14 protein-coding genes and 1 pseudogene are annotated in these 14,131 nt (G+C 67.3%); 6 read left to right on the top strand and 9 right to left on the bottom strand.

Features of this window, described 5'->3' with window-relative positions; translation table 11 throughout:
• Nucleotides 1–120: 120 nt before the first annotated feature.
• Nucleotides 121–714 (bottom strand): NAD(P)H-dependent oxidoreductase, encoded by a 594-nt coding sequence (locus OG883_RS10135; RefSeq protein ID WP_266537938.1) that lies wholly within the window; start codon nucleotides 712–714, stop codon nucleotides 121–123.
• Nucleotides 715–1,029: 315 nt separating this feature from the next.
• On the opposite strand from OG883_RS10135, the gene OG883_RS10130 reads away from it, so the two are divergent.
• Nucleotides 1,030–1,632: a TIGR03086 family metal-binding protein gene (locus tag OG883_RS10130; RefSeq protein ID WP_266537935.1), complete on the top strand. Its 603-nt coding sequence runs from the start codon at nucleotides 1,030–1,032 to the stop codon at nucleotides 1,630–1,632.
• Between the two features lie 56 nt (nucleotides 1,633–1,688).
• Here the strand turns inward: OG883_RS10130 and OG883_RS10125 are convergent, their stop codons facing one another.
• Entirely contained in the window at nucleotides 1,689–1,916 is a 228-nt protein-coding gene (locus OG883_RS10125) for a hypothetical protein (RefSeq protein WP_266537932.1), read from the bottom strand.
• 142 nt (nucleotides 1,917–2,058) lie between these two features.
• On the opposite strand from OG883_RS10125, the gene OG883_RS10120 reads away from it, so the two are divergent.
• The 4 genes from OG883_RS10120 (at nucleotide 2,059) to OG883_RS10105 (ending at nucleotide 5,837) form a co-directional block, all read left to right on the top strand.
• On the top strand, nucleotides 2,059–2,655 hold the full coding sequence (locus OG883_RS10120) for a 3'-5' exoribonuclease (RefSeq protein WP_266537930.1): 597 nt from the start codon (nucleotides 2,059–2,061) through the stop codon (nucleotides 2,653–2,655).
• A 30-nt stretch (nucleotides 2,656–2,685) separates the two neighbouring features.
• Nucleotides 2,686–3,486, top strand: coding sequence for a chitosanase (locus OG883_RS10115; protein ID WP_266541389.1), 801 nt, complete (start codon nucleotides 2,686–2,688; stop codon nucleotides 3,484–3,486).
• A gap of 155 nt (nucleotides 3,487–3,641) precedes the next feature.
• Nucleotides 3,642–4,754: a catalase family protein gene (locus tag OG883_RS10110; RefSeq protein ID WP_266537928.1), complete on the top strand. Its 1,113-nt coding sequence runs from the start codon at nucleotides 3,642–3,644 to the stop codon at nucleotides 4,752–4,754.
• A gap of 216 nt (nucleotides 4,755–4,970) precedes the next feature.
• A complete protein-coding gene (locus OG883_RS10105) occupies nucleotides 4,971–5,837 on the top strand; it encodes a chitosanase (RefSeq protein ID WP_266537925.1) in 867 nt (288 codons plus the stop codon).
• 248 nt (nucleotides 5,838–6,085) lie between these two features.
• Here OG883_RS10105 and OG883_RS10100 read toward each other — a convergent pair whose 3' ends face one another.
• The 5 genes from OG883_RS10100 to uraD form a co-directional block, all read right to left on the bottom strand.
• Nucleotides 6,086–7,537, bottom strand: coding sequence for a nucleobase:cation symporter-2 family protein (locus tag OG883_RS10100; RefSeq protein ID WP_266537923.1), 1,452 nt, complete (start codon nucleotides 7,535–7,537; stop codon nucleotides 6,086–6,088).
• A 287-nt stretch (nucleotides 7,538–7,824) separates the two neighbouring features.
• Nucleotides 7,825–9,201, bottom strand: coding sequence for an 8-oxoguanine deaminase (locus OG883_RS10095; protein WP_266537921.1), 1,377 nt, complete (start codon nucleotides 9,199–9,201; stop codon nucleotides 7,825–7,827).
• 241 nt (nucleotides 9,202–9,442) lie between these two features.
• Nucleotides 9,443–10,366, bottom strand: coding sequence for a factor-independent urate hydroxylase (pucL, locus tag OG883_RS10090; protein WP_266537919.1), 924 nt, complete (start codon nucleotides 10,364–10,366; stop codon nucleotides 9,443–9,445).
• A gap of 5 nt (nucleotides 10,367–10,371) precedes the next feature.
• Nucleotides 10,372–10,776, bottom strand: coding sequence for a hydroxyisourate hydrolase (gene uraH / locus OG883_RS10085; RefSeq protein ID WP_266537918.1), 405 nt, complete (start codon nucleotides 10,774–10,776; stop codon nucleotides 10,372–10,374).
• A gap of 7 nt (nucleotides 10,777–10,783) precedes the next feature.
• On the bottom strand, nucleotides 10,784–11,293 hold the full coding sequence (uraD, locus tag OG883_RS10080) for a 2-oxo-4-hydroxy-4-carboxy-5-ureidoimidazoline decarboxylase (RefSeq protein ID WP_266537916.1): 510 nt from the start codon (nucleotides 11,291–11,293) through the stop codon (nucleotides 10,784–10,786).
• 402 nt (nucleotides 11,294–11,695) lie between these two features.
• Between uraD and OG883_RS10075 the strand changes: the two genes are divergently transcribed.
• Nucleotides 11,696–12,031 (top strand): hypothetical protein, encoded by a 336-nt coding sequence (locus OG883_RS10075; RefSeq protein ID WP_266537914.1) that lies wholly within the window; start codon nucleotides 11,696–11,698, stop codon nucleotides 12,029–12,031.
• A gap of 310 nt (nucleotides 12,032–12,341) precedes the next feature.
• Here the strand turns inward: OG883_RS10075 and OG883_RS10070 are convergent.
• Both OG883_RS10070 and OG883_RS10065 read right to left on the bottom strand, forming a co-directional pair.
• Nucleotides 12,342–12,818, bottom strand: a pseudogene (locus OG883_RS10070) (tyrosine-type recombinase/integrase); the annotation flags it as partial.
• A 22-nt stretch (nucleotides 12,819–12,840) separates the two neighbouring features.
• Nucleotides 12,841–13,646 (bottom strand): IS5 family transposase gene (locus OG883_RS10065; protein WP_266541387.1). Its coding sequence is split into 2 segments (ribosomal slippage): nucleotides 12,841–13,301 and nucleotides 13,301–13,646, totalling 807 coding nucleotides; the frame shifts between segments, so codons are not numbered across the junction.
• Between the last annotated feature and the right edge of the window lie 485 nt (nucleotides 13,647–14,131).

The following is a 14,131-nucleotide window of genomic DNA, read 5'->3' as shown; positions in this document are numbered from 1 at the left end:
CACTCGACTCCGCAGCCCGGCCGCCGGCCGAGCCGGCACCGACGCTCGCACCGCGCCTTCGGGCGGTCAACGGCACGTTTCCGGCCTGGCGGCCGGGGCACGCCGTAGGCGGGCCCGGGGTCACTCCAGCAGTGCGGTGGCCTCCTGGCGTGCCTGGTGCAGCCAGGCCGCGCGTTCTTCGTCGGTCGAGTCGGTGACGGTACGGAACACGACCCGGCGGAGGTCGGCAACTCCCACGTACGGAAGCACACATGCCGACCAGATGTTCTGCAGCGGGTCGCCGAACTCGCTCTCCTCACGCTCGGCCGGAGTGTCCGAGGTGTTCAGCACGAGAGCCCGGCCCGCATTCAACAGCCCCACGGGCTCTCCTTCCGCGGTGCCCAGCTTGTAGGCGACCCCGGGCACGAGCACGCGCTGCACCCAACCCGCCAGGACAGCGGGCGGCATGCCCCACCAGTTCGGGTGGACGAACACCATGGCGTCGAGTGTGGCCACCTCCGCCCGGTGCAGGGAGAGCTGCGGGTCGAGGGCGTGGGAGGCCGCCTGGACCGTCTCCGTCTCCTCCCTGGACAGAACAGGGTCGAAACCCTCGGCGCAGAGGTCGTGCGCGACAACCTGTGCCCCTCGTCCGCGCAGCTCGTCGACGACGGCATCGAACACCGCGTGGTTGAAACTGCCCGGCCGTGGATGTGCGAGATAGACACCGATGCGCATCGTTCGTCCCCCGATCGATACCGGTGCCCGTCGGCAACCGGCCCGTGTGGGGTCGCGGGTTCGCCCCCACCCGAGGTCATTATCGGTGGTGCTGTGCACCTGTCGTACGGCAGGTGCACAGCACCACCGGGGACTGGGACCTGTCGGCGCTGCGGGGTCGCGGCACACTGCGGGCCCGAGCACTGCGTTTCAGCCGGTCCGCCGGACACGGACCGCATCGGGGTCGGCCCGAACGGTGACCACGGAGGTCTGCCACGGTCCATGCCCGCGCGGCAGGCAGCGATGAGTTTCGGCTGCCCGTACGGTCTCGTCTGTATGGACTCCATTGCGCAGACCCCTTCCCCCGATCTCCATCCCGCCGCCAGTGCCGTGGCACAGCTGATCGACGGCATCGGTGACGAGCGGCTCGCCGACCCGACCCCGTGCCCCGAATACGCCGTGCGGGAGCTGCTCGGACATCTCGTCGGGCTGGCCACCGCCTTCCGGGATGCCGCGCGGAAGGACCTCGGGCCGACGACCGATACGGACCCCGGGGTCGCCCTGCCGGTCCTCGGGAACGACTGGCGCACCGTGCTTCCGCAGCGGCTGGACGAGCTGGCGGAGGCCTGGCGGGACCCCGGCGCGTGGGAGGGCGACACACAGGCCGGCGGCATCACCTTCCCGGCCGCGATCGCCGGGCGGGTCGCCCTGAACGAGCTCGTGATCCACGGCTGGGACCTTGCACGCGCCACCGGGCAGGAGTACGCCCCCGGGGACGCAAGTCTGCAAGTGTCGTACGAGTTGCTGAAGCCTTCCGGCGACGATCCCGGCCAGGGCGGGATGTTCGGCCCGGTCGTCGCCGTGCCCGAGAACGCGGATCTGCTCGACCGGGTCGTCGGACTCAGTGGCCGTCGGCCCGGCTGGAGGCCCGGGGACTGACCTCCGCGGGGGGGTCGAGGTCAGTCCAGCGAAGCAGCACTCGCGCTGGACAGCACTCACCGTGCTGTGCGCGGGGACATGACGAGGCCGGGGATGATCTCCCCCTCCATCTCCAACAGCCTGTCGTAGGCGGCGGTGTTGGGCTTGTCGCTCACCCGAAAGCTGATGCTGATGCGCGGACCCGGATCGTCCTCGAAGCGATCGAGGAGCCACCGGGTCTGGTCGTGGTCGCTGTCCTGCTCCGTCCGTCCCGCCGGGAGAGGAACGGGGGACAGAACCTGCACACACCTGCCACGCCTGCCCCCCGTGCCCGAACGGACCACCGCGCCGGAACGGCCCGCCGCGAGCGAACGAAACACCGTGGCCGAACCGGCGTGACACAGAAATCGGATGTGCCGGGACCGACGTCGATGCGATGCTCCCGGCATGGCACGTCGCGTGAAACCCAGCCTCTACATCTCCGTCGACATCGAGGCCGACGGCCCGATCCCCGGCCCGTATTCGATGATCAGCTTCGGCGCGGCGGTGGCCGGGCAGCAGGACACCCAGGGCTATGCGCCGGCCGACCCCGAGGCGCACACCTTCTACCGCGAACTGCGGCCCATCAGCGAGGACTTCGTCCCCAAGGCCCTGGCCGTCAGCGGCCTCGACCGGGACCGGCTGATCGCCGAGGGCAGTGAACCGGCTTCCGCCATGGCCGAGTTCAGCGCGTGGGTCGGCGAGATGGGCAAGGCGAGCGGCGGCGCGCAGCCGGTGATGTGCGGTTACCCCGCCTCGTACGACTGGACCTTCCTGTACTGGTACCTGCTGCGCTTCACCGGAGCGAGTCCTTTCGGACATTCAGGTTGTCTGGACATGAAGACGTTGTACGCGACCAAGGCCCGGCTCCCCCTCCGCGCCGTATCCAAGGGCACGATGCCGCGCGCGCTGCTCTCCAAGCGACGGCACACCCACCATGCCCTGGACGACGCGATCGAGCAGGCGGAGCTGTTCAGTAACCTCATGGCGTGGCCGGGGCCCTGACCCCGGGTGGAGGGAACCGCCGTGAAGTCCATGCTCAGACCGCTGCTCGCGCTGGTGCTGCTGGCGCTCGCCGCCTGCGCCGGCCCCGATCGCAAACCGGCCGTCGCCGTCGGGCTCGACGATCCGGCGAAGAAGGAAGTAGCGATGCAGCTGGTGTCCAGCGCCGAGAACTCCTCGCTGGACTGGAAGGCCCAGTACAAGTACATCGAGGACATCGGCGACGGCCGCGGCTACACCGCCGGCATCATCGGCTTCTGCTCCGGAACCGGCGACATGCTGGCCCTGGTCAAGCGTTACACAAAGGCCCGGCCCGGCAACGCGCTCGCGCCCTTCCTGCCCGCCCTGCGCGCGGTCAAGGGCAGCGACTCGCACCAGGGCCTCGGCCGCCCCTTCACCGACGCCTGGGCGCGCGCCGCCACCTCCGACCCTGCCTTCCGCGCCGCGCAGGACGCGGAGCGGGACCGGGTCTACTTCACTCCGGCCGTCCGGCAGGCCGAGCGCGACGGTCTGGGCGCGCTGGGACAGTTCATCTACTACGACGCCTACGTGATGCACGGCCAAGGCGACTCCAAGGGATCCATCGGCTTCACGACCCTGCGGAAGAACGCCCTGCGCACCGCCGAGCCCCCCGCCCGGGGCGGTGACGAGGCTGCGTACCTGAACGCCTTCCTCGACGCCCGGGTCGAGGCCATCCGTCACGAGCCGTCCCATACGGACACCAGTCGCATCGAGACGGCCCAGCGGGTCTTCGTACGGGAGGGCAGGCTCGGCCTGGAGCCGCCGCTGAGCTGGAAGGTGTACGGCGACAGCTATCGCATCGACCCGAAATAGGGACACACGCCGGCATGCCCGCACCGGACACCAGGCAATGCAGAGTGGGGACCGTCACACCCAGTTAGATCGTGCACAATTGAATTGCAGGCTATCTTTCTTCTCGGGACACCCGGCCACCAGGCGCAGGCCCCACAGCGAAGGAGAAGCCCGCCATGGAATCCGTCAAGGAATTGGTCAGGTACCAGACATACATCCCCGCCGAACGCCCCACCTACCAGCAGGAGCTGGACGAGGTCGTCCGCAACGTCGGCCGGCGCACCCGGGAGTCCGTCGAACGCCAGGGCGTGGGCCGCTCGGTCAGGACGGCGCACGGCAAGACATACGGACTGGTGAAGGCAACGGTTACGGTGGGTGAGGTGCCGGAGCCGTACGCCCAGGGGATCTTCGCCACGCCGGGGACGTACGACGCGGTCGTCCGCTACTCCAACGGACTCGGGCATCTGCGGGCGGACTCACTGCTGGGCGCGGCCTGCGGCATGGGGATCAAGATGTTCGGCGTGCCCGGCGACTCCCTGCTCGCCGACGAGGCCGCGGCGACGACCTTCGACCTCAACCTGATCAACAACCGGGTCTTCTTCGCCAATACGGCGTACGACTACATGGTGATCGAGGAGCTGTTCAGCGAGCTGCCGGACGCGCTGGTGAACCCGGCGCGGCGCAAGTCCTGGATGGGCGAATTCCTCACCCGGCGAGGCACGTTGAAGACGTCGGACGAGTGGTTGTGGGACGAGCTGTTCGCGATGCTGTCGTTCACACAGGTCCCGCGACAGAACCTCCTCTCGTACACGTACAACAGCATGGGCGCGTTCCGCTACGGCGACCACATCGCCAAGGTGCGGACCGCGCCCGCGTCGCCCGTGACGCATCGCGAGGTCGATGTGCGGGCCGACGGCGAAGCGTTCCGCAACACGCTGGTGGCGGAGGCCGCCGAGCGGGACCACGCCTTCGATCTCCAGGTCCAGCTCAACACCGATCTCACGCGGATGCCGGTGGACAACACCTCGGTGGAGTGGCCCGAGCAGCTCTCGCCATGGGTCACCGTCGCCCGGATCGCCATCCCGCGGCAGGACATCGGGGGCGAGGAGAACCTGGCCGCCGCGGACGGTACGTCGATCACCCCCTGGCGCACACGCGAGGACCATCGGCCGATCGGCGAGATCCAGCGCGTGCGCGAGGAGGTCTACCGCCGCTCCTCCATCGAGCGGCACCGCATCAACGGCCAGCCGCGCATGGAGCCGTCGAGCAGCACCGAACTCCTCGGCTGAACCGCTGGCTGAACCGCTCGGTCAAGCACTTCGGTCGAGCACCTTGACGGAACTCCCCGACCGAGCTCACGGCCGAGCTCTTCGACCGAACTTCCGTTCTCCCGCGCCGAGTTCCCGGCCGAACTCAGCGTGCCGAAGGGGTGTACGGCACTTTCGCGCTCTGATAGGAAAGCTTCCTAACAGAACACGAAACGACGAACTCCCCATGGAGGCAAGGTGCTCGCCCCCCACGTTCGCACCGTACGTCCACTCACGTTCCTGCCCCGCATCCTGCTCGGCGTGGCCCTGCTCGCAGTACCGGCCACCGCCGTCGCAGCGACCACCTCCGAGCCCGCCGGAACGTCCGCGGCCACCGCGCCCGCCGCGCCCGCCGCCGTCGGGCTCGACGATCCGGCGAAGAAGGACATAGCGATGCAGCTGGTGTCCAGCGCCGAGAACTCCTCGCTGGACTGGAAGGCCCAGTACAAGTACATCGAGGACATCGGCGACGGCCGCGGCTACACCGCCGGCATCATCGGCTTCTGCTCCGGAACCGGCGACATGCTGGACCTCGTCGAGCTGTACACCGCCCGCAGGCCCGGCAACGTACTGGCCACGTACCTGCCCGCGCTGCGCAGCGTGGACGGCAGCGACTCGCACGACGGTCTCGACCCGGACTACACCGGTGACTGGCAGAAGGCGGCCCAGGACGCGGAGTTCAAGAAGGCCCAGAACGACGAGCGCGACCGGGTCTATTTCAACCCGGCGGTCGATCGCGGCAAGCAGGACGGCGTCGGCGTGCTGGGGCAGTTCATCTACTACGACGCCATCGTGATGCACGGCGACGGCGGCGACAGCACCAGTTTCGGCAACATCCGCAGGAAGGCGCTGGACAAGGCCAGGCCGCCGGCCCAGGGCGGCGACGAGAAGGCATTTCTCAACGCCTTCCTCGACGCCCGGGTCTGGGCGATGAAACAGGAAGAGGCACACGAGGACACCAGCCGGGTCGACACGGCGCAGCGGGTCTTCCTCAGGAACGGCAACCTCGGCCTGAACACGCCGCTGGACTGGAAGGTGTACGGCGACAGCTTCCATATCGACTGAGCAGCCCGGTACGCCCCGGAGGGCCGGGTGTTCCCACTCAGGGGACACCCGGCCCTCCGGCCTTCTCCGTAGCGATCGAACCGATCGAACCGATCGAACCGATGGAAACGATCAATCGAGCTGCGTGTCCGATCCGATGCCGCTGCGGCCCTCGCCGACGCTCCCCCGGAACCGCGCCGACGCCTCGGTGATCTCCAAGCCGCCACGGCCACCGGAGGCTCGCTGCCCCGCGGATCGCCGTACGAGGATCAGTGGACCGCGACCGGGTCCGAGCCCGAAGTGACCGCGGTCTCCTCCGAACTCCCCTTCCTGCCGAGGTGGTTGAAGGCGAGGTTGAGGACAATGGCCACGATGCACCCGGTGGAGATCCCCGAGTCCAGGACGACCAGCAGGTCCTTGGGGAAGGCGTGGTAGAACTCCGGCGCGGCGATCGGGATCAGGCCGATGCCGACGGCAGCCGCGACGATGAGGGCGTTCTCGCCCTTCTCCAGGGCGGCCGTGGCCAGCGTCTGGATGCCACTCGCGGCGACCGAGCCGAAGAGCACGATGCCCGCGCCGCCGAGGACCGGCAGCGGGACGAGCGCGATCACTGAGGCGGCGACCGGGCACAGGCCCAGCAGGATCAGGATGCCGCCGCCCGCGGCGACGACGAAGCGGCTGCGTACCTTCGTCATCGCGACCAGGCCGATGTTCTGGGCGAAGGCGCTGCACATGAAGCCGTTGAAGAGCGGGCTGATGGCGCTGCCGAGGGTGTCGGCGCGCAGACCGCCCTCAATGATCCGCTCGTCCGCCGGCCGGTCGACGATCTTGCCGAGGGCTAGCATGTCGGCGGTGGACTCGGTCATGCAGACCAGCATCACGATGCACATCGAGATGATCGCGGCGATCTCGAACTGCGGGGCGCCGAAGTGGAACGGCGTCGGGAAGCCGACCAGGTCGGCGTTCCTGATGGCGTCGAAGTTGGTCATGTTCATCGGGATGGCGATGACCGTGCCGACGACGAGGCCGAGCAGGATGGCGATCTGCTGGAGGAAGCCGCGCAGCAGCCTGCGCAGGGCGAGCACGATCACCAGGGTGAGGGCCGCCATGCCGATGTTCTTCATCGAGCCGTAGTCGCCGGCGGTGGGATTGCCGCCCTGCGACCAGTTGAAGGCCACGGGGAGCAGGGAGACACCGATCAGGGTGATGACGGTGCCCGTGACAACGGGCGGGAAGAAGCGGACCAGCTTCGAGAAGTACGGCGTGAGGACGAAGCCCAGCAGGCTGGCGACGATGATCGCGCCGAAGATGACGGTGATGCCGTCGGCTCCCCGGTCCTTCCCGATGGCGATCATCGGGGTCACACCGGCGAACGAGACTCCGTTGACGAACGGAAGCCGGGCGCCGACCTTCCAGAAGCCGAGGGTCTGCAGGAGGGTGGCTATGCCTGCGGTGAACAGGCTCGCCCCCATCAGAAAGGCGGTCTCGGTGGCACTGAGGCCCACGGCGGGCCCCACGATCATGGGCGGGGCCACCACGCCCGCGTACATCGCGGCGACGTGCTGGAGGCCGCTGGTGAACATCTTGACGGGCGGAAGTGTCTCGTCGACCGGGTGCTTCTGGTCGACCGCGTTCTGGTCAACCGCGTTCTCCTGGTCGACCGCGTTCTTCTGGTCGGGGACGGCGCCTGCATCTTTACGAAACCTGGGCTTGGCGGCCACGGCGGTTCCTCCGGTCGGTTACACGTCGGCGGGTGACGCGGGTGTCTGGGAGGTGGTGCGAAGTGGTGCGTTGGAGCAGGTGGTTCACGTGGTGGACGGTGACGTGCAAATGTCCGGCAAGTGACGTGTACGCAGGCCTTCCGGGGTGGTGAAGACACGGGTCACCGTCCCGGGAGGTGCGGCACCGATTGGCGGTTCCGCACCCCCCGGTCACGGCTGCCGTGGACCCCGCTCGGGTCCACGGCCGCCGGTCGAGGGCCGTCCCCCTCGACCGGACTTCCATGGGGTCAGGCCTGCGCGGTGATCCGCGCGAGGCGCTGTGCCTCGTCCCGCGTGGAGCGGGCGATGGCGTCCTCGTCCACCGTGGTCAGGTGGTTGTCCTCGACGACGGTCTTGCCGTTGACGAGGGAGAGCGAGACGGGGGCGGCCGCGCCGAACACGAGCGCGATCACGGGGTCGGCGATGGAGGAGTGGGCGAGCGTGTCCAGCTTCCAGAGCACCAGGTCGGCGAGCTTGCCGGCCTCGATGGAGCCGATCTGGTCGGCGCGTCCGAGGACCTGGGCACCGCCGTACGTCCCCAGGCGCAGCGCCTGCCGGGCGTTGAGCGCGGCTTCGCGGTGGGCACCGAGGCGGTTGATGAGGAGTGCGTTGCGCAACTCGGTGTGGAGCTCACCGGACTCGTTGGAGGCGGTGCCGTCGACGCCGAGGCCGACCGGGACGCCCGCCTTCAGCATGTCGGGGACCCGCGCGATGCCGGCGGCGAGGCGGGCGTTGGAGGAGGGGCAGTGGGCGACACCGGTCTTCGTACGGGCGAAGGCCTCGATGTCCGTGTCGTTCATATGGACGCAGTGCGCCATCCACACGTCCTCGCCGAGCCAGCCGGTCGACTCGAAGTAGTCGGTCGGGCCCATGCCGAAGAGCTCGTGGCAGAACTTCTCCTCCTCCACGGTCTCCGAACCGTGGGTGTGCAGCCGGACGCCCTTGCGGCGGGCCAGTTCGGCACCCTGCCGGAGCAGTTCGGTGGATACGGAGAAGGGTGAGCAGGGCGCGACGGCGACCTGGATCATCGCGTCGAAGGAGGCGTCGTGGTACTTGTCGACGGTCGCCTCGGTCGCGGCGAGTGCACCTTCGAGGGTCTCGACGGCGAAGTCCGGCGGCAGGCCGCCGTCCTTCTCGCTGCGGTCCATGGAGCCGCGGGCGAGGGTGAAGCGCACACCCGTCTCGCGCGCCGCGCCGATGATCGCGCCGGACAGGTCGCCGGAGCCCTGCGGGTAGACGTAGTGGTGGTCCATCGCGGTGGTGACACCGCCGCGGGCCATCATGGCGAGTGAGCCCTGCGCGGCCGCGCGGGCCATCGGCTCGTCGATGCGCGCCCACGTGGGGTAGAGGGCGACCAGCCAGTTGAAGAGGTTGTGGTCGGTGGCCAGGCCGCGGGTGATCCACTGGTAGAAGTGGTGGTGCGTGTTGACCAGGCCGGGGGTGACGAGGTGGCCGGTGCCGTCGATGCGGCGTACGACGTTTTCCAGGTCCGCGGGAGCCTTGCCCGCTCCTACCGACTCGATCCGGTTGTCCGCGACGACAACGTGGCCGGAGGCGTACTCGGTGTCGTTCGCGTCCACGGTCGCGATGGCACAGTTCTCGATGACGATGCGCGGAGCCGCCATGGCGGGGTCCTCGTTTCTTCCCTACGGGCATCTGCCCGGTTCGTACGGACCCGGGGGCCGAGCGGGGTGACGACCGAGTCCGTGCTGCACGTACATCCAGATCTTGACGGTTGTATGTGCCAATGGTGCGCAGATGCCCCCGCTCACCTCCGGTCCCCCGGGACGGGACTGCTGGTCCCGGGGGCGACGCCGGCGCGCGCGTCAGAGGTTGTCGAGGCGTGTCGCCCTCAGGGGAGCGACGTCAGAGGTTGGTCATGTCGACCGGGATCTGCGGCTCGATGCCGTCCCGCAGAATGGTGGCCTCGATCAGACCGTACGGGCGGTCCGCCGCGAAGTAGACCTCGTTGTCGTTCTTGAGGCCGAACGGCTCGAGGTCCACCAGGAAGTGGTGGTTGTTCGGCAGCGAGAAGCGGATCTCGTCGATTTCGCTGCGGCTGTTGATGACCCGCGAACCCATCTGGTAGAGGGTCTGCTGCAGCGAGAGGGAGTACGTCTCGGCGAAGGCCTGCAGGATGTGCTTCTTGGCCTGCTCGTACGAACGCTCCCAGTTGGGCATCCGGTCGTCGTCGCTGGTCCAGTTGTAGCGCCAGGCGGCGGAGACGTCGGTGCACAGAATGCGGTCGTACGCTTCCTTCAGCGTCGTGTACTTGTCCTTCACGTAGCCCCAGAACTCCGAGTTGGTGGAGTTCATGACCGTGAGGTCCTTGAGGCCGGAGATGATCTCCCACTTCTCACCGTCGAAGGTGATCTGTGTGGTGCGCAGCTCCTGGCCCTTGCGGGCGAAGGAGTGCCGGACCTCGTCCGAGCCGATGAACCTGGAGTTGTTGTCCGAGGTCGCGATGCGCTCCCAGGAGTACTCCTCGATACGGATACGCGCCCGGTGGATCGGCTCCTGGCTGGTCACGAAATGACGGGCCAGGTGGATGCCGAACTGCTCGGCGGACTCGATACCGAACTCCTTGGCAAACGCGTACACCGTGTTCTTGGTGGTGTCGGTCGGCAGGACGTTGGTGTTGGAGCCGGAGTAGTGGACGTCCGCCATGTCGCCGGAGAGGGCGACGGAGACGTTCAGGTCCTTGATGTGGTGGGTGTCGCCGTCCCGCGTGATCCTGACGACGCGGTTCTCTGCTTTGCCGTACTGGTTCTGGCCGAGAATCGTGGGCATGTCTGCTAGCTCCCTCGGTAAACGGAGTAGCCGAACGGGTTGAGCAGCAGCGGTACGTGGTAATGCTGGCCCGGCTCGACGGCGAACGTGATCGCCACCTCCGGGAAGAACGCACCGCTGTCCCTTACGCGGGGGGCGTCCTGCTGCGCCTCGGCTTGCTTCACTGTGTTGATTGGACGCGTGAAGTACGCCTCGGTCTCGAAGTCGAGACGTACGTGGGTGGTGCCTTCCGGCAGCGCCGGCAGGTCCTTGCATCGCCCGTCCGCGTCGGTCGCGGATCCGCCGAGCGCGCCCCACTCCGCGCCGGAGCCACTGCGGGCCGACAGTGAGATGGCGACACCTTCGGCAGGGCGTCCGATGCTGGTGTCCAGGATGTGCGTGGACACCGATGCGGTGGTCTCGGTGCTCATGGCGCGCTCACTCTCCTTCTTCCGCGAGGCGGGTCAGCCGGATACGGTTGATCTTGCCCAGCTCGGTGCGGACGATTTCCCGCTCCTGCTCGGGCGAGTTCCCGATCCGTGCCTTCATCGCGTCGCGCATCTGCTCACCGGTCGCGCCGGTGGCGCAGATCAGAAAGACATGTCCGAACGTCTCCTGGTAGGCCAGGTTCAGTTCGAGCATCTCGGCCTTGAGCTCCTCGGAGGCTCCGGCCATCCCCCGCTGCTCGCGGGAGGAGGTCGGGTCTCCGGGCTTCGGCCGGCCGATCGGCGGGTGTCCCGCCATCGCCTCGGCCAGGTCATCGGCGGTCAGTTCGGCCATGGCGGCGTCGCCGGCGTCGAAGAGGGCTTCCACGGTGGCGTACGGGCGCTGGGCGAGAAGTTTGCTCCCCCACGCCGAACTGGCACACACCTCGTGCAGGGCGGCCAGGGCCGCGGTTTCCTGCAAGGTGTTGAACCGGGCGAGGCCTGCTGGCGGACTCGAAGACACGGGAGCCTCCGTGGCTGTTTTTCGCTGTGCGTCGGACGGGCTGCGGATAGCTAACGCCCTCGGCAACACAACGTCAACACTTTGTTGAAAACTCGGCACGGCAAAAGCCGCTGTCCGGACATCGCGACGACGGCCTGTGACCACATGCGACCAGAAGGTGACCGAACAGGTCTCGCTGCTTCAGGGCCTCTGCGCGGGGCAGGCGCGGGGAACCTCAGGGCCAACGGGGATCAGGATCAGGAGCATGGATCAGTTGTTGGTTGCTTACCACCGACCGGGGCGGTCCACAAAACAGGCGCAGCCACATGAATGAAAACCCCACCTCCGATTGCGTCGGTCATCACGCGCGCCGACAGTGGATCGCGTGAACTGCCAGGCAACGAGTGGACGATGGGAGTGGGCATGTCTGAATCTGCTGACGGCTTCGCCTGTGAAGCCGGTGCTCAGGACTTCACTGCCACGGCTTACCGAGACAGCAAGGGCATACGCCGGGTCACGGTGAGGGGTACGTGTTCGTGTCAAACCTCGGGCTACGGACTCACCTTGGAACTTGCGTCCCCACCGATCGTCCCCACCCCTGACGAACTGCACCTGAACCTGACCGAAGACGAGCCCAACGGGCCCGTCACCCAAGTCATCACACCCACGGAAGTGGAAGGCACGTTCGAGATCGGCGATGAGGTCGAGCGGGTTCTGATCCGCAACAGGGCATTCAGCGTTCCGGTCAAAGAGGGATGAAACCTCTGGGCTCAGGTGATTCAGGTGATGCTGTCGCGGAGCAGTTCTTCTGCGACACGGCACCCATGTCGCGGCTTCCCTGCGCGCCGGGGCGGGAGACGGGCGGAGGGTAACCGTCGGCTGCGCTAGGAGTCCTCCACCTGCGCCTTTGTGTCCCGGGCCGCGTTCTCCCGGTTCAGGTAGTTTGAGCCCAACCCCGTCCGCACCGTCCGTCCAGTCCGGGGGCTGTGGTAAACGTCCAGGTCAGCGGCTTGTTATCCGGGCTCTCACATCCAGTGTGTGAGACATCTGTGAGACGTGCCCCCTGGTCTCACCCGAGCAGCCGATCAAAGGCCGAAGCGGCCACGCGCAGATGCTGGGGGTCCACGGTCACATAGACCTTCTTGGTAAACGCGGCATTGGCGTGGCCTGCCCAGGCCGCAAGCACCGTGTCCGGGACGCCACTGGTCGCCAGGAAGGTGAGGGCACTGTGACGGGCGTCGTAGGGGCGGACCTTGCGAACGCCGGCCTGCCCCATCAGCCGATACGCGTGGTAGCGGAGACGCTCGGAAGTCCAGGGCCTTCCCCACTTGTCCACCAGAACGTATCCGGTGTCCTCGTAGGCCTCCCCCGCCTTCAGCTTCTCGGCTGCCTGGCGGGCATGGAAAGCCCGAAGTGCCACGGCTACCGGGCCGGGCAGTGGAAGCGTGCGCTGTCCGGCCTCGGATTTCGTGCCTTTCTCATCGACCTTTGCGCCGACCAGCGTGCGGGTCATCTCGACCCGGAGCACGCCGGCCTCAAAATCAACGGCGCTCCATTTAGAGCCTGTCTCATGTGGTGAGTTTGGTCAGCTTCTTGTAGCAGGTCAGCGCCGCTGCGAGGCCGAGGAAAGCCAGGAAGTGTGAGCCCTTTCGTTCGTAGCGGACGGTGAGGCGGCGGTAGCCGAAGAGCCAGGAGATCGACCGCTCGATCTTCCAGCGGTGCCGGCCTAGGCGTTCGCTGGACTCAATGCCGGGCCGTGCGATGCGGGGGACGATGTGGCGGCTGCGCAGCCACTTCAGATGCTCGGCGGAGTGGTATGCCTTGTCAGCGCGGAGCTTGCCGGGGCGGCGTCGGCGCGGACCGCGCCGCGAGCGGATCGCGGGTATGCCCAGGACCAGCGGCAGCAGTGCCTGGCTGTCGTGGACGTTTGCGCCGGACACGCCGAGCGCCAGGGGTAACCCCTGAGCGTCGGACAGGACATGCAGCTTGCTGCCCTTCTTGCCCCGGTCGACCGGATTGCGCCCGGTCAGCGATCCCCTTTTTTCGCGCGGACCGAGGCCGCATCGACGATCGCGGAGGTCCAGTCCAGCTCGCCGCGGGAACCGAGTTCATCCAGGACCGCCCGATGCAGCCGCCTCCACAGCCCGTCCCTCGTCCACACCGAGAACCGACGGTGTGCGGTGGCCGGAGAGACGCCGAACGTCTCGGGAAGATACCGCCATGCGCAACCGCTGGTCAGCACATACACCACGGCAGTGAACACGGCCCGCTCGTCGCACGGGGCGGTGCCCCCGCCTTGCGGACGCGACGAGAACGAAGGGAGCAACGGAGCGACCAAGGCCCAGAGTTCATCTGGAACCAATCGCTGTGACAGACCAACACCCATGACGAGGCATCATGCCGCAAAGATCTGACGCCACGTGAGACAACCTCTTAAGCCCGCAGACCTCCCCAGGACGAAGACCCAAAAGGGAAAGCAGCATGGCGGCAAACACGACTTGTGGGGTTCCCGCTGGCGGCTTCCGTCGCGGCCCGCTCATGCGGTGTTCCATCCTCAGCCCAGTAGTCACGGTGAGCCATTTCAGCGGCAACATAGGAAACAAGATTTTCTTCCACAGTCTCGGATTTGACCGACTCAATCGGCAGCCGTATCGGAGGCCTCTCCACCTGCTCTTGAGGCGCCGCGTGTCTGTTCAGTTCCTCTGGTTGTGGTTGTTGCCCTTCTCCTCCCTCTGACATATATAGATCTTTTCTCATATTGGATACCTGGGTGTCAAGATGCAAAAAGGGACGACAGGCTGGGTCATCCCAAAAGAGTGCGCAGAGAGACCTGGCGTTTCTTGTGGAAGAGAATATATA

It is taken from the genome of Streptomyces sp. NBC_01142, from assembly GCF_026341125.1.
Taxonomy (GTDB): domain Bacteria; phylum Actinomycetota; class Actinomycetes; order Streptomycetales; family Streptomycetaceae; genus Streptomyces.
The sequence above is the reverse complement of the archived record's forward strand: the minus strand, read 5'-3'. Positions and strand labels throughout refer to the sequence as shown.

Excerpts from the sequence above, each read along its gene's own strand:
- OG883_RS10120 (WP_266537930.1), top strand. The coding sequence starts at position 2,059 with ATGGCACGTCGCGTGAAACCCAGCCTCTACATCTCCGTCGACATCGAG.
- pucL (WP_266537919.1), bottom strand. The coding sequence starts at position 10,366 with ATGCCCACGATTCTCGGCCAGAACCAGTACGGCAAAGCAGAGAACCGC.
- OG883_RS10135 (WP_266537938.1), bottom strand. The coding sequence starts at position 714 with ATGCGCATCGGTGTCTATCTCGCACATCCACGGCCGGGCAGTTTCAAC.
- uraH (WP_266537918.1), bottom strand. The coding sequence starts at position 10,776 with ATGAGCACCGAGACCACCGCATCGGTGTCCACGCACATCCTGGACACC.
- OG883_RS10075 (WP_266537914.1), top strand. The coding sequence starts at position 11,696 with ATGTCTGAATCTGCTGACGGCTTCGCCTGTGAAGCCGGTGCTCAGGAC.
- OG883_RS10110 (WP_266537928.1), top strand. The coding sequence starts at position 3,642 with ATGGAATCCGTCAAGGAATTGGTCAGGTACCAGACATACATCCCCGCC.
- OG883_RS10130 (WP_266537935.1), top strand. The coding sequence starts at position 1,030 with ATGGACTCCATTGCGCAGACCCCTTCCCCCGATCTCCATCCCGCCGCC.
- OG883_RS10115 (WP_266541389.1), top strand. The coding sequence starts at position 2,686 with ATGCTCAGACCGCTGCTCGCGCTGGTGCTGCTGGCGCTCGCCGCCTGC.
- OG883_RS10095 (WP_266537921.1), bottom strand. The coding sequence starts at position 9,201 with ATGGCGGCTCCGCGCATCGTCATCGAGAACTGTGCCATCGCGACCGTG.